The 12,544-nt window shown below is 60.6% G+C and carries 9 protein-coding genes and 1 pseudogene; 6 read left to right on the forward strand and 4 right to left on the reverse strand.

From position 1 onward, the window contains the following. Nucleotides 1–95 precede the first annotated feature (95 nt). A complete protein-coding gene (locus AB4N48_RS23650) occupies nucleotides 96–434 on the forward strand; it encodes a hypothetical protein (RefSeq protein ID WP_016772279.1) in 339 nt (112 codons plus the stop codon). 209 nt (nucleotides 435–643) lie between these two features. Here AB4N48_RS23650 and lapD read toward each other — a convergent pair whose 3' ends face one another. Both lapD and lapG read right to left on the reverse strand, forming a co-directional pair. Continuing rightward, the gene (gene lapD / locus AB4N48_RS23655; protein ID WP_056786903.1) at nucleotides 644–2,590 is read right to left on the reverse strand and encodes a cyclic di-GMP receptor LapD; all 1,947 of its coding nucleotides are present in this window, start codon (nucleotides 2,588–2,590) and stop codon (nucleotides 644–646) included. A gap of 14 nt (nucleotides 2,591–2,604) precedes the next feature. Next, nucleotides 2,605–3,297: a cysteine protease LapG gene (gene lapG / locus AB4N48_RS23660; RefSeq protein ID WP_056786901.1), complete on the reverse strand. Its 693-nt coding sequence runs from the start codon at nucleotides 3,295–3,297 to the stop codon at nucleotides 2,605–2,607. Between the two features lie 196 nt (nucleotides 3,298–3,493). Here lapG and AB4N48_RS23665 point away from each other — a divergent pair, with 196 nt between their 5' ends. The 5 genes from AB4N48_RS23665 to AB4N48_RS23685 all read left to right on the forward strand — a co-directional run bounded on the left by AB4N48_RS23665 (nucleotide 3,494) and on the right by AB4N48_RS23685 (nucleotide 10,501). Beyond that, the gene (locus tag AB4N48_RS23665; RefSeq protein WP_056786898.1) at nucleotides 3,494–4,204 is read left to right on the forward strand and encodes a GntR family transcriptional regulator; all 711 of its coding nucleotides are present in this window, start codon (nucleotides 3,494–3,496) and stop codon (nucleotides 4,202–4,204) included. Between the two features lie 701 nt (nucleotides 4,205–4,905). Further along, nucleotides 4,906–5,682, forward strand: a complete 777-nt coding sequence (locus AB4N48_RS23670) for a DUF3050 domain-containing protein (protein ID WP_236169884.1) — start codon at nucleotides 4,906–4,908, stop codon at nucleotides 5,680–5,682. Beyond that, nucleotides 5,679–6,608, forward strand: coding sequence for a diiron oxygenase (locus tag AB4N48_RS23675; protein WP_460059745.1), 930 nt, complete (start codon nucleotides 5,679–5,681; stop codon nucleotides 6,606–6,608). Before AB4N48_RS23670 ends, AB4N48_RS23675 begins: the two co-directional genes overlap by 4 nt. A gap of 10 nt (nucleotides 6,609–6,618) precedes the next feature. Then, nucleotides 6,619–10,011: a non-ribosomal peptide synthetase gene (locus AB4N48_RS23680; RefSeq protein WP_460094406.1), complete on the forward strand. Its 3,393-nt coding sequence runs from the start codon at nucleotides 6,619–6,621 to the stop codon at nucleotides 10,009–10,011. A 22-nt stretch (nucleotides 10,012–10,033) separates the two neighbouring features. Further along, on the forward strand, nucleotides 10,034–10,501 hold the full coding sequence (locus tag AB4N48_RS23685; RefSeq protein ID WP_310219489.1) for an SRPBCC family protein: 468 nt from the start codon (nucleotides 10,034–10,036) through the stop codon (nucleotides 10,499–10,501). A gap of 127 nt (nucleotides 10,502–10,628) precedes the next feature. On the opposite strand, the gene AB4N48_RS23690 is transcribed toward AB4N48_RS23685, so the two are convergent. Together AB4N48_RS23690 and AB4N48_RS23695 are read right to left on the reverse strand one after the other, a co-directional pair. After that, nucleotides 10,629–11,414 (reverse strand): methyl-accepting chemotaxis protein, encoded by a 786-nt coding sequence (locus AB4N48_RS23690; protein ID WP_370593577.1) that lies wholly within the window; start codon nucleotides 11,412–11,414, stop codon nucleotides 10,629–10,631. 117 nt (nucleotides 11,415–11,531) lie between these two features. Next, nucleotides 11,532–12,509: pseudogene (locus AB4N48_RS23695) on the reverse strand (cache domain-containing protein); the annotation flags it as partial. Between the last annotated feature and the right edge of the window lie 35 nt (nucleotides 12,510–12,544).

Raw genomic sequence — 12,544 nt, forward strand, 5'->3', positions numbered from 1 at the left:
TGCAGCGGTGACGATTTGATCGTCGCCCCGCATACTGGCGCGCAGTTGGCTATGCTGCTGACAGCATGACGCTGTTCATTTGTGAGGGATGCTCAATGTTTTACGTGCAACGCGATGCGCAGGGCCAGTTGATTCGCGTGGAAGCTGCGGCGTACGCCGAGGCCACGGAAACGCTGCCCGCCGATAACCATGAAATTCAGGCGTGGTACGCCAACGAAGCCGTGGAAAACAGCCTCAAACAGCTCAAGCAGAGCGACTTTGAAATGATTCGGGTACTCGACGACCTGATTCAGGTGCTGACCCAGAAAGGCGTGATCCGCGTCACCGACCTGCCAGCGGCGGCCCAGGCCAAACTGATGGATCGTACCCAGGCACGTGAAGCGCTGGGCGGGTTGAGCCAGTTGATCGATGAGGATGAGGGTGGGTTGATCTGATCCTCCCAGGATCCAAAGCTTACCCTCACCCCAGCCCTCTCCCTGAGGGAGAGGGGGCCGATCGAGGTGTCTTGCGCTATCCATCGACCTGAGCGATCGAGTCGATTTTGGATTCAGTGGAGCTCTTGCACGTCGGCGTATCTCGTAAATATCCCACGGTCAGTCCCCTCTCCCTCTGGGAGAGGGTTAGGGTGAGGGCGCTTATTGGCTCACCCCCAAGGCTTCGGCTCACCGAGCAACTGCCCCTGCACGCCATACAAGCCCATCTCGCGAATCACTGACAACTCCCCTTCAGTCTCGACCCGCTCGGCAATCAGCGGCAGATCGATGCTGTGCGCTGCGCGCTGGATCGCTTCGATGAACAGGCGCTTGTCGCTCTCCTGATCGATCGCCCGAATGTAGCTGCCATCGATCTTCAAGTACGCCAGACCCAACCGCGCCAGGTTGCCGATCATGCTGAAGCGCCCGCCGAAGCGCTGCAGACTCAGCGAGAAACCGAGCTCGCGCAGGCGTCGGGTCAACTGCTCCAGCACGGCCTGTTCAGGCAATTGCTCCTCGCCGATTTCCAGAGTAAGACGCGCGCCGAGATTGGAATGCGCGCGCAGAATCTCGAAGACCTTGTTCAGCGCCTGCGGGTCAGCCAGGGTCGCCGAGGACAGGTTCAGCGCCAGCGAATCCTCGTGCCCCTTCATCTGCTCGAGCACGCGTTCGAGCATCAGCCGATCGAGCCGCGCGGTCCAGCCGAAGCGCTCCAGCCACGGCAGGAAGCGCCCGGCGGGAATGGTCTGGCCCTGCTCGTCGAGCAGGCGCGACAGGACCTTGTAATGCAGCACCAGTTGCGTGTCCTGCGCGGCGACCACCGGCTGGAAATACAACTCGAAACGCTGCTGACTCAAGGCCTGATCCAGCAGTCGATGCCAAGCGTGATGGTCATCACCGACCTCCGCCACCAGACTCTGATCGATACACGCCCAATTCTGCTCGCCCTGCCCTTCGGCCTGCGCGAGCGCCTGATCGCCCAGTGTCAGCACCGCTTGCGGGGAGTCGCCGTGAGCGAAGGGCGCCAGCCCGATCGAAGCCACCGCCGGCACATCGGTCGCGCCAGTGGCATGCAGGCTGCTCAGGGCATTGTCGAGATTCTGCGCCAACTGCAGCGCTTCCTCACGCACCAGCCCCGGCGCCAGCACGGCGAATTCACCGCCGCGAATGCGCGTGACCAAGTCCTGGGTTTGTGGATATCTGGCGCACTCGCGGGTCAGTTGCTCACCGACAGCCTTGAGCAATTGGTCGGTACGCTGGCCGCCGAGACGCTGGTTGAGCCCGGCCAGATCCTTGACCCGCAACAGCAGCAAATAACCGGAACTGGCCTGCTCCGGGTTGCTCACACGGTTGTTCAGTTGCATCTCGAAATAACGACGGTTGGCCAGGCCGGTGAGGTTGTCCTGATAGGACTCGGTACGCAGTTTTTCACTGCGCTCGGCCTGCTCCTGGAACAATGTCTTGAGCTTCTCGACCATCTGATTCATCGCCTGCACCACGCGACGCAATTCAGGCGTGCGCGGCAGATCCGGCAGGCTGAGAAATTCGCGGCGGGCAATCGCATGGGACTGCTGGACCATGTAATCGAGCGGCTTCAACTGCCGACGCAGCAACAGCGCGCCGAGCACCGCACTCAATGCGCCGCAGATCAGCAACCAGCCAAGGCTGCCCAGTGCGCTCTGCCACAGCTTGGCCACGGCGAACATCGGATGGCTGACCACCTCGACCCGCGCCGCCTGCTCCCAGCCACGACTGACCAGTGCATCGCCACCAGCCGGTTCGAGGCCGATCAATTTGACGAACCAGTCCGGCACGTTGCTCACCGCCGGGGTACCGCTACGCTCGACAATGGTCTGCTCGGTCTTCACGTCGACCACGCGGATGCTCGCGTAATAACCGCTGTCGAAAATCGAACTGACCAGCAACTCGACCATCGCCGGGTCGTCGATATTCGGCGTCAGCGACAACGCCAGCGCCGTCGCCGCGTCCTGTGCGTGGGAGCGCAACTGGTTGACGTACTGGGTGCGCGAGCTCTCCAGGCTGACCATGAAGCTGCCGGTGAAGGCCACGACCAGGAACAGACAGATAGCGATCAACAGCTGTTTGAACAAAGACATCTGAGCGCGTGCTCCTAGTTAGTCGTCTCGACCGGGAAACCTTCGGCCTGCATTTTTTTCAGCACATCCTGCCAGCGTGACAGGCGTTTGGTGTCGCCGACCTTTTTGTTGCCCTTGGCGCCGGGCAAATACAGGCCTTCGGCATTGAAAGAGTAGACCGGCAGCAAATCGGTTCGCTGCGCCGCCGGCTGGATCGGATCGATCAGGCTGTCGAGCACCAGCGGCATGGCATCGGGGGTCGCATAGTACGTCAACACCATGTGCGCGCGGTTCTGCCGCAGCGCCTTGACGTAGGTGATGCGCAGCTTGTCACTGGAAACGCCGAGATGGCGCAGGCTGAAATACTTGGCGATGGCGTAGTCTTCGCAGTCGCCGGCGCCCTTCCACAGCGCTTCGATCGGGGTTTCCCAGTAATCCACTTCGCGCCACAGATCGATGTCTTCGACGTAACGCACCTGCTTGTTGAAGAACAGGTTCACCACTTTGAGCTTGTCCATCTCACTGGCCTGCTTCTGCGTCGCCAGCAGATTCTGCCAGGCATCGATGCGCTGCTGCCCGGCGCCCAGTGGCCCATAAAGAGCAGTGGCCTTGCGGCTGATCGCGGAAAAATCCCAATCGGCGTGCAGACCGCCCAGCATGACACCGGCCAGCAGCAATGCGCAGCCAAGCCAGCGCAAGGTCCGAGGGATCGCGAAACGTACCGCCACTGCAGGTTTCCAGATGGGTAAAAAGGAGGCGTTTGATGGTGAAGCTTAGCCCGGCAAAAAACAATGGCACCGTGAGATCATCGAAGACCCGCTAGATTTGAGATTGCCGCGCAACGTTTTACAAGGTTTGACAACCTGTAGAGCAATCACTAGTGTCATTTGGATCCAAATATTGCGACCTACAGGGTGTGTTGTCGTGACTCAGAAGCCCAAACCGCTGCACAGCATCAAAGTCGAAGGACCGATTCCTGCGCATCTGGCCCGGTCGGTGATTGAAGAGACCCTGCGCTCGGCCATTCTCGATGGCCGCCTGCCCTGTGGCACTGCGCTGCGCCAGCAGGATCTGGCCGATCTGTTCGGGGTCAGCCGCATGCCGGTGCGCGAAGCCTTGCGTCAGCTCGAAGCGCAAGAGCTGCTCAGCGTCACCACGCACAAAGGCGCCGTAGTCGCGCCACTGATCCAGGGCGATGCCGCTGAAACCTACGAGTTGCGCATTTTGCTCGAATCGGAGGCATTGCGGCAGTCCATTCCGCTGCTGACTGAGGCCGAGCATCAACTCGCCGCCGGCTACATCGAAGAACTGGAAGCGCAGCACGACTACAACGAGATCGGCCGCCTCAACCGTCTGTTCCACATGGCCCTGTACAGCAAGGCGCCCAATCAGCGACTGCTGCGTCTGGTGGAAGACGGTCTGAATGAAGAAGAACGTTTTCTGCGTTTCAATCTGGAAGCCATGGGCCTGGGCAAGCTGTCCCAGGATGACCATCGCGCCATGCTCCAGGCCGTGATCGAGCGGGACATCCCGCGCTCGCTCGAAATGCTGGAGCAGCACCTCAACCGTGGCGTCGAGGTCATCACCCGCTACCTCGCGACTCCCGCCGCACAGAAGCGCCACACCGCACGCTGATATCTCGTACGTCGAATAATCCCCTTACAAATCTTCGCGACCGCTCTGCTGCCGGGTCTGGCAGCGGATCGGCGTGCCCGCTGGCGACCGCCCCGACCCTGCCGACGCGTTTCCGCTGCCCGCCGATGACCAATCGGTAATAGCCCTGACGGCAATTTACCCGCACTCTTCCAGCGCCACCCCTACAGAACGGGGACGCGCCGCCCTGACGGCACAGTCCCCGCAACAGGAACCTACGGAAGGAGCCTTGTCACGGGAAACAGGAAGTCATGGCGCCGGTCCCGGCCAACTTTCGCCCCCTTTGAATTCATAAACTTCCCTTGTTTAAAAAGTTGCTTCGAGTGAGGCATTCACTCTTGTTATCGATTTTGGCCGTTATTAGCCGAAAGGAGTAACTACGCCCAAATAAAACTTGATCCGAAAGTTTTATCGGCCACTCTCATATTCAAAAAACAGCCAACTTAAAATAATTAAAAATAAACTTGTTAAATGCATTTGCCCTGTATTAGTTTTTCTCTCGCCAGGTTTGAACGTCGCCGTTCAGCGCGGCATACCTTACGCAGCAGATGTAGCAACCGTGGCGCCGCAACGGCGTTACACCGCAATCAAGCTATTGCCCGGACAAGTTCCCATCCAACTTGCTCGACCGTTTAAAGCAATGGCAAAGAACCGTGCACTTCATATCAATGATAAAGGACATCATGATGCCTACTAAGCAGCAACTCGCCCTGAAGAAAGCCGAACTGAGTATTCACCCGATCTTTTCCGAGATTACTTCGTTATCGGTATTACGCCGTTTCATGGAAACCCATGTATTTGCCGTATGGGACTTCATGTCGCTGACCAAGCGCCTGCAACAGGAACTGACCTGCACGCGTTTGCCCTGGTTGCCGCCGCGCGATCCCCACGCCGCTCGGTTGATCAACGAGATCGTGCTGGGCGAGGAATCGGACGATCGCCTCGATGCCGGCCATTATAGCCACTTCGAGTTGTACCTGGATGCGATGCGCGAAATCGGCGCGAGCACCTCGGCGGTGGAGCGCTTCGTCGCGTTGCAGCGCGAAGGCGTGAGTTATGACGTCGCATTGCAAAGCGTCGACGTCGACCCGGCGGCGGCACAGTTTGTTCGCGATACCTTGCGCATTGCCCTGGAGGCGCCGGGACACAGCGTTGCCGCCGCGTTCCTGCACGGTCGCGAGAGCGTTATTCCGACGATGTTCCAGCGCATCCTTGATGACTGGGGCATCGGCATCGAACAGGCGCCGACCTTCCGCTACTACCTGCAACGGCATATCGAAGTCGATTCCGAAGACCATGGCCCCGCCGCCGAACAGTTGCTGGAGCGTCTGGTCGATGGCGATCCGCAGCGCGCAGCCGAGGTTTACGCCAGCGCCATCGCTGCCGTGGAAAGCCGCATCGCCTTGTGGGACGGGCTGCGCTTGAGCATGGGCGTGGAAGTTGCCGAGGTGGCCCAATGAACGCTGCCGACTATCAATCCTTCGCCGAGGCCTGGGAAAGCCGCGCGACCATCCGCACCCGTCCACGGCGGTTGCTCGAAGACGATCAGCGCTTGATCTATCCACTCAGCCGCCAGCCGCTGGTGCTCAGCGAAACCTTCCTGCGTGAATGCCCGCAACAACGTGATTTCGCCCTGGTGCAGACGTTGTACAAATTCATCAATGACGTAGTGATTTTCGAGACCGAAATCGTCGACAAGACCGCCCGCAGCATTGCCAAGAATCGCTTCGCCGTGGCGTTCCCGTTCGCCTGTCGTTACGACGCGATGACCGTGGTGGTCGATGAGGATTACCACGCGCTGGTGGCCATGGATTTCATGCAGCAAACGGTGGCACTGACCGGTATCGAACCGATTCCGTTGCCCGACGAAATCGAATTGAGCCGGGCGATTCCCGCCGCTGTTGCGCTGGCGCCGGAACACCTGCGCAGCGCGGTGGAACTGATCTGCGTGGCGATCGCCGAAAACACCGTGACCGGTGATGTCGCCGCGTTCGCCCGCGACGATTCGGTCAAGCCGTCGATCAAGGGCCTGATGGCCGACCACTTGCTCGACGAAGGTCGCCACTCGAGTTTCTGGGCGCGGATGGTGCGCATCTATTGGCACACCGCCAGCGACGCAGACCGCGAAACCATCGCGCAGATTCTGCCGGTGTTCATCGGCCATTACCTGACCAACGACATCCAGAAGTCCTTCGATTTGCGCCTGATCGATGCGCTGCCGGTCAGCGAAACCACGCGCCATTCACTGCGCGAAGAAATCGCCGGACTGGCCTTCCCGATCAATCGCCACCACCCGCTGGTGGGCAACATCGTCAGGTTTTTCCACAACAGCTCGCTGCTCGACACACCGTGCGTGCAGCACGCGCTGCGCGACTATCTGGTTTGAGGAGGCTGACATGAAACGTCTCGACATTTTGCTCACCGGCGCCAGCCAGGCCATGACCGATCTGGCCCGGGAGCTCGAACAGCATGGCCATGCTGTGACCCGCAGCGGCGTGGCTCAAACGGCGGTGGATCTGATCATCGACGATGGTTTTATCGCTGCCGGCGACTTCTGCGCGATCCCGCATCTGCACCTGCGCCTGGGTGTCGCCGCGCAAGACCATGGCGGCCTGCCGACCCTCGACTTGCTGTGCTTTCTCGGCTCGTCGCTGATCAGCCGTGTGCCGATTGGCGATGAGCCGTCCGGCAACGGTCAGTCGCTACGCCAACGAGCGCTTGCCCATGTGGTCGATGAGGTGGCGTTGCTGGTCAGCCGCTTTTCCCGCGATGCCGATTATTTCCGCCATGCCCCTGCGCTGATCGCGCCGGATTTCGAACGGCTGGAAGACCTGCTGTTTATCGACAAACTGGCGTATGTCCACCGTCTCAACGACACGGCAAACCCGGCGCTGCTGCAACAAGCGCAAATCCCGCTGATCGAGCGCCTGCAACAGAGCCTGATCGAGCATGCCGAACGACCTGCCCTGCACCTCGGCGGACAGTCCATCAGCTACCGCCAGTTGCACGCCCACAGCCGCGCGATTCAACAGCGCCTGCTGCCCTTGCTCGAGCAACATTCGCAGCCGTGGGTGGTCGCTGTCTGCCAAGGCAAAAGCCCGGCACTGTTCGCCTCGATTCTGGCGATTCTCGGAAGCGGCGCGGTGTACTTGCCGCTGGAGCCGAGCCATCCTTTGCCGCGCCAGCAATACATCCTGGAAAACGCCGGCGCGGTGCTGTTGCTTCACGATGGACAGCAGGCGCTCAGCGAATCGATAGCGGGGCTCGATGTCAGTGGCATCGAAGCGCCGAACGCCGCTCTCGACCGGCCGCTGATGCAGCACCGCCCGGAGCTCGATGCGCCGTGCATGGCGCTCTACACCTCGGGTACCACCGGGCATCCGAAAGGCGTGCTGCTCAGCCAGGCCAATCTCGCCCACTTCACCGCGTGGTACGCCGACTACGTGCAGTTGCGCGCCGAGAGTCGGGTGTTGCAGTTTTCATCGCTGAGCTTCGATTCGTCGCTGATCGACATCTTCCCCAGCCTGCTCGCAGGGGCGGAACTGGTCGTGCCCGACGACACCCAGCGCCGCGATCCATTGCAGCTGGTTGCGCTGATTCGCCGACGGCAACTGACCCACGCCTTCCTGCCGCCGGCATTGTTGAGCATCCTGCCACTGGAGCAACTGGAGGGCGTGCAGGTGATGACCGGCGGTGATGTCTGCGAGCCGTACGTCATCGAGCAACTGACCCGCCAAGGCACCCTGCACAACCTGTATGGCCCGACCGAAGCCACCGTGCTGATCACCGCGCGCCAGCTCAAACCGGGCGACAGCAACCGCACGCTGGGAGGGCCGATCGCCAACAGTCGGGTGCTGATTCTCGACGACGATCTGCAACCGGTGCCCGATCAAACCGTCGGTGAGCTGTTCATCGTCGGCCCCGGTGTCTGCCTCGGTTACCTGAACAATCCGCAGCAGACCGCCGAGCGTTATCTGAGCCTGTCATTGCCCGGCGGCGAGACCCTGCGCGCCTACCGCAGCGGCGACATGGCCCAATGGGGCGAGCATGGTATCGAGCTGTGCGGGCGGCGCGACAATCAGGTGAAAATCCGTGGCTTCCGCGTCGAGCCGGAAGAGATCGAGCGCTGCCTGCGCGAGAGCCGCTTGTATCGGCAGATCGCCGTGGTCATCGACAGTCAGCGGCGGATTCTGGCGTTCCTCGCCCAGCCACAGACCGAGACTGCCCGCGATGAATTGAAGGCGCATGCCCGGCAATTTCTGCCGGACTACATGCAGCCGATGGCATGGACTGAACTGGCGCAGATGCCGTTCGCCAGCAACGGCAAAGTCGATCGCAACGCGCTGCTTGCATTGCCGGTGACGGTGCAGGACAACGCTGCGAAATGCCTGCCGGCCAATGCTGACGAAGCGCTGCTTCTGGAGATCTGGGCCGAATTGCTGGAACTGCCGACCAGCGACATTTCCACCGACGAAAGCTTCTTCAATCTCGGCGGTCATTCGATTCTGCTGTCGCGGATGTTGCTACGCTTGCGTGAGGAATTCGGCCGGAGCATTTCGATCAATCGCTTCATCGAACAGCCGACCATCAGCAAACTGGCGACGCTGGTGCGCGGCAGCGATGACAGCGCCGTGCTCAGCGCTCAGGCCATGGCCGACGCCGAGCGCGAGCTGGATATCGAACCGCTGCCGATCAGCCGCATGGGCGATGTGCACAAGGTCATCGTCACCGGTGCCAACAGTTTTGTCGGCGTGCACATCGTCGAAGCGCTGCTCGGTTGGGGCGCCAGCGAGGTGGCCTGTCTGGTGCGCGACGGCGCCGGGCAAACGGCGGCGCAACGCTTCGCTCAGGCACTGAGCGAAAACCGTCTGGAGCACCTCGATCTCAGCCGTGTGCGGGTTTACGCAGCTGATATCAGTCGCCCGCAACTGGGCCTGGGCGATGAGGATTATCAGCGCCTGGACCGCGAGTTCGGTGCGCTGGTACACAACGCCGCCAACGTCAACCACGTACTCGATTACGAGTCCCTGGCGGCGGACAACGTCGAGCCGATCTTCGCCCTGCTGAAGCTGTGCGAGGGGCGCAGTAAGAAGGTCTTCAACTTCGTCTCGACCCTGTCGGCATCCAGCACCGTGGATGATGCCGGTCGGGTGCTGGAACTGCCCGCCGCCGCGACGCCGCCGATCTACATTCGCAACGGCTACAACCTGTCGAAGTGGGTCGGCGAACGCATCCTTGAGCGGGCGCGCGAGCGGGGTGTACGGGTCAATCTGTATCGCCCCGGCAACATCAGCTTCAACAGCCTGAGCGGCGTCTGCCAGCCACATAAAAATCGCTTGATGTTGATGCTCAAAGGCTCGATCCAGCTCGGTCAGGTGCCGGCCTTTGCACTGAATTTCGACTTGATGCCAGTGGACTTTCTCGCCCGCTTCATCGCCTTCCATGCCAGCCGTTATTCAGCGGATCGTGCGGTGTTCAACCTGCACAACCCCGAGCCGCTGAGCTGGGATGCCTACGTCGCTTCGTTCCGCGAAACCGGTAGCGAGTTTGCGCTGGTCAGCGTCGCCGATTGGCAACAGCAACTGAGTCGGGTCGACGCCGACAACGCGCTGTTCGGCGTGCTCGGTTTCTACCTCAACGGCTTTGAAGAAGACATCGGCGACATCTCGCTGATCGGCCACGCCAACGCCGAGGCCGGCGTGCAGCAGATGGGCGCGCACTACCCGCAGAAATCCCCGGCGCTGCTGCGTCGCGGCTGCGACTACCTGAAAGAAATCAACTTCATCTGACTCATCCCAAAGGAGCAACACCATGAGCAATCTGCAACCCGACACCCTGATCAAAAACCCGCAAGGCTGCCACGTTGTGTCGTCGGTGGAAGTGCCGGCGGACGCGGCAAAAGTCTGGGCGATCGTTGGCGATTTCGCTGGCTTCGAACGATTCATTCCGGCGCTGTCGCACACCGAAATGACCGGCGAGGGCGTGTCTTCGCTGCGCAAGAAAATCTTCAAGGACGGCAACGTCGTGGTCGAACAACTCAACTCGCGCGATGAACAGGCACAGCGCATGACCTGGACGACGATTTACAACACCCTGGGGGTGGCGAATCTGTGGGCGGCAATGCAGGTGGAATCGCTGAGCGAAGGGAAGTCGCGAGCGACCTGGACGATCATTGCTGAACCAGCTTCCGGCGGAGAAGAGGCGTTGCCGGGATTCAGGGATTTCGTGCAGGGGTTTGCCGATGATGCGATGGGCAATGTCTTGAAGTTGTTTGTTTAAGGCATCGGTTTGGCGGTGATTGAACCGCCGCTTTCGCGAGCAGGCTCGCTCCCACATTTGGAATGCATTTTCCCTGTGGGAGCGAGCCTGCTCGCGAAGAACGATAACGCGGTCTGCGATCTGTGAATCAGATCTTGAAGCTGTCGACCAACTGCTTCAACCGGTTCGCCTGCTGCGACAACGCATCACAATCCTTCAACGTTTCGTTGAGGTTGGCCACGCTCTGCTGGTTCAACAGGTTTATCTGGTTGACGTCGACGTTGAGAGTTTCCACCACCGCAGTCTGCTCTTCAGTCGCAGCTGCCACCGACTGGTTCATACCGTCGATTTCGCCGATACGCTGAGTCACGCTGACCAGACGCAGACCGGCCTGATTCGCCACTTCCACGCTCTGCTCGCTTGACGCCTGGCTGGCGTTCATGGTGCTGACCGCCTCACGCGAGCCGACCTGCAGCGAGGTGATCATCTTGTGGATCTCTTCCGCCGATTCCTGGGTGCGATGCGCAAGGTTGCGCACCTCATCGGCGACCACGGCAAAACCGCGCCCGGCTTCACCGGCACGTGCGGCTTCGATGGCAGCATTGAGCGCCAGCAGGTTGGTCTGCTGCGAGATGCCTTTGATCACATCGAGAATGTGGCCAATGTTGTCGGTGCTGGCGTTCAGGGTTTCGATCTGTGTGCACGACAGGCTGATTTTCTGCGACAGCTCGGTCATCGCCTGAATGGTTTGCTCGACCACCTGACGACCGTCGTCAGCTTGCTCGCTGGCGCCACTGGCGTGCTGCGAAGCATCCGCCGCGTTGCGCGCGATCTCCTGAGTAGCGGCGCCCAGCTGATTGATCGCCGCCGCCACGCTGTTGGTGCGCGCACTTTGCTCGTCGGAACCGACGATCGAAGCGTTGGACGACGCCATCACCCGTTGCGACAAGTCGTGAACGTGACGAGTCGCCGACGACACTTCGGAAATCGAAGCGTGAATGCGCTCGACGAACTGGTTGAACGCGCTGCCCAGTTCACCGAACTCGTCTTTGCTCTCGACCACCAGACGCCGGGTCAGATCGCCCTCGCCCTGGGCAATGTCTTTCATCGCGCGGCCCATAGTGGTCAGCGGACGCATCAACACATTGATCAACAGGCTCAACAGCAACGCAATCGCCGCGACCGCGACAAACATCGCGATCAGCGCTGAGGTGCGGAATTGGCTGAGGGCGGCATAGGCCTTGTCGCGATCGATCGACAGACCGATGTACCACTGCGCATTCGGCAGATCGCTGACCGGGGTGAACGAAAGAATGCGCTCCTGACCGTTGAGCACGACGTTCTGGTTGCCCTTCTCGATGCGCACGCTGGTGTTCGGGTAGATGTCCTTGAGGTTTTTCATCACTTGGTCTTTGTCCGGGCTGACGATCACCTGACCGTCAGCACTGACCAGAAACGCATGGCCGAGGCCACCGAAGTCCACCGAGTTGATGATCTTGACCAGGGTTTCCAGGCTCAGGTCACCGCCGACCACACCGAGCAGTTCGCCGTCCTTCTTCACCGGCATGGCGATGGTCACCACCAAGCCGCCGACTGCCGCCATGTACGGCGGCGTCAGCATGGTTTTGTCGGCGGCCACGGCCTGCTTGTACCAAGGCCGCTGACGCGGATCGTAACCGTCCGGCATCTTCGCATCGGGGCGCTGGGTGAAGACACCGTTGGCCTGGCCGACGTAAGTGAACTGGAAGTTCGAAGTGAAGGCCGGTTGATCGACAAGGCCCGGCAAGTCGGCATTCCTGCCTTGATGGGCAACGTTCTGCGCGAGGTTTTCCAGCACCAGAATCCGTCCGCTCATCCAGTTCTGCACGCTGCTGGCGGTGAGGTCACCGGCCTGCTGCACAGAGGACTGCAGATTCTGGCGAATGGTGTTTCGCTGCAAGTAATCGTTGTAGAGCGTGAACAACGCGAACGCCAGGACGACGACGCCCGAAGCGGCCAGGAGGATTTTATGGCTGAACTTGAGATTCATTTCATGGGACTTCTTATGCCAAAAGTGGGGATGCG

The sequence above is a fragment of the Pseudomonas sp. S2_C11 genome (assembly GCF_054668395.1).

Coding starts and splice junctions, on each gene's coding strand:
- AB4N48_RS23650 (WP_016772279.1), top strand. CDS start 96: ATGTTTTACGTGCAACGCGATGCGCAGGGCCAGTTGATTCGCGTGGAA.
- lapD (WP_056786903.1), bottom strand. CDS start 2,590: ATGTCTTTGTTCAAACAGCTGTTGATCGCTATCTGTCTGTTCCTGGTC.
- AB4N48_RS23670 (WP_236169884.1), top strand. CDS start 4,906: ATGATGCCTACTAAGCAGCAACTCGCCCTGAAGAAAGCCGAACTGAGT.
- AB4N48_RS23675 (WP_460059745.1), top strand. CDS start 5,679: ATGAACGCTGCCGACTATCAATCCTTCGCCGAGGCCTGGGAAAGCCGC.
- AB4N48_RS23680 (WP_460094406.1), top strand. CDS start 6,619: ATGAAACGTCTCGACATTTTGCTCACCGGCGCCAGCCAGGCCATGACC.
- AB4N48_RS23685 (WP_310219489.1), top strand. CDS start 10,034: ATGAGCAATCTGCAACCCGACACCCTGATCAAAAACCCGCAAGGCTGC.
- AB4N48_RS23690 (WP_370593577.1), bottom strand. CDS start 11,414: ATGGCGTCGTCCAACGCTTCGATCGTCGGTTCCGACGAGCAAAGTGCG.